Source organism: Bowmanella yangjiangensis, assembly GCF_017255015.1.
In the GTDB taxonomy this organism is placed as follows: domain Bacteria; phylum Pseudomonadota; class Gammaproteobacteria; order Enterobacterales; family Alteromonadaceae; genus Bowmanella; species Bowmanella yangjiangensis.
Genome location: NZ_JAFKCS010000209.1, coordinates 1 through 1,425, shown reverse-complemented (window position 1 = coordinate 1,425; position 1,425 = coordinate 1). Strand labels below are relative to the sequence as shown.

Here is a 1,425-nt window from a genome sequence, read left to right as displayed (position 1 = left end):
CCCTGCGCTACGCCGAGCATGCCGAGATCGAACTGCGCGACGGCGCCGAGTGGGTCGAGGTACGCGTCATCGACTACGGCCCGGGCATCGCGCCGGCCTTGCGGGAAAGCGTGTTCGAGGCGTTCTACCGCGTGGAAGGTTCGCGCAATCGCAACTCCGGCGGCGTGGGCCTGGGGCTGACCATCGCCCGCGAGGCGGCGCAACGCCAGGGCGGCGACATCCACCTGGAAGAAACCCCCGGTGGCGGCCTGACGGCCATACTGCGCCTGCCACGCGCGCTCACGTGTCCTGCCTGATACAAAGTCCACACACCCCGTACATAAGCGCCCCTGAACCTGCCATGGCTGAAGAAGCCTCTTCAGCCAGCCAACCATGGGAGCAACGCTCATGATCAGTGGTGTCAGCAGTTACTCGGGCTACGCCTACAGCTCGACTTACGCCAGCACCCAGCGCAGCACCGCCAGCAGCGGAAGCTGCGCCGGAGGCCCGGCCAACATGCAGGAAAAGCTGTTCAGCCTGCTCGACAGCGACGGCGACGGCAGCGTCGCCAAGGAAGAACTGAGCAGCGTGCTCAGCGCCGCACAGGAGAACGACAGCAGCCTGACCATCGACATCGACGAGCTGTTCAGCCAACTCGATGGCAATGGCGATGGCAGCCTCGACAGCGACGAGATCGCCGCACTCGCACCGCCTCCGCCGCCGCCGGGCGGGCCCAACCCCGAGGACATGTTCGCCCAGCTCGACGCCAACGGTGACGGCCTCATCGATGCCGACGAACTCGCCGCACTGGCCAACGACGGCGCAGTGGACACCAGCGCCCTGCTCGCCGAGCTGGACAGCGACGGTGACGGCGGCCTCGACCTGGACGAACTGAGCGCACTCGCGCCACCCCCTCCGCCGTCTGGCGGCCCGTCATTCGAACTGGCGCAGGGTAGCGAAGGCGACGACGCGACGCTGGACAGCCTGCTCGAGGCCGTCGCCCAGCGCCCACCCAGGCCCGAGCTCGAACCACAGGTCTCGGAGATGATCGGCAAGCTGCTGCAGCACTACCAGAGCAGCCAGAACGACGCCGGCAGCCTGGGTAGCCAGCTCAGCCTCAGCGCCTGAGCGCGAGCCGCCGCTGGCCTCACTGGCGGCGGCGTCCAGCGCCGCTCAATCGCCCCTCAGGCGGTAGCCCACGCCCGCCTCGGTGATCAGGTAGCGGGGCGCGGCCGGATCGTCACCCAGCTTCTGCCGCAGATGACCGACCACCCCGCGCAGGTAGTGGCTGTCGCCGACGTGGCTCGGCCCCCAGATGTCGCGCAGCAGCTGCTGCTGCGTCACCACGCGCCCGAGGTGCTGGCCAAGCAGGGCGAGCACCGCATACTCCTTGGGCGTCAGGGCGACTTCGCCGCCCTCCACGCTGACCCGTCGATAGGCCAGGTC

At 68.8% G+C, this 1,425-nt stretch carries 3 protein-coding genes; 2 read left to right on the top strand and 1 reads right to left on the bottom strand.

Annotated elements, in window-relative coordinates; genetic code table 11:
- The coding region (locus tag J0A65_RS23375) for an ATP-binding protein (RefSeq protein WP_206596684.1) at positions 1–296 on the top strand (296 nt) is incomplete at its 5' end.
- Positions 297–387: 91 nt separating this feature from the next.
- Positions 388–1,107 (top strand): XopAW family type III secretion system calcium-binding effector, encoded by a 720-nt coding sequence (gene xopAW / locus J0A65_RS23370; protein WP_206596683.1) that lies wholly within the window; start codon positions 388–390, stop codon positions 1,105–1,107.
- Positions 1,108–1,152: 45 nt separating this feature from the next.
- On the opposite strand, the gene J0A65_RS23365 is transcribed toward xopAW, so the two are convergent.
- On the bottom strand, positions 1,153–1,425 hold a 273-nt coding region (locus J0A65_RS23365; RefSeq protein WP_206596682.1), incomplete at its 5' end, for a winged helix-turn-helix domain-containing protein.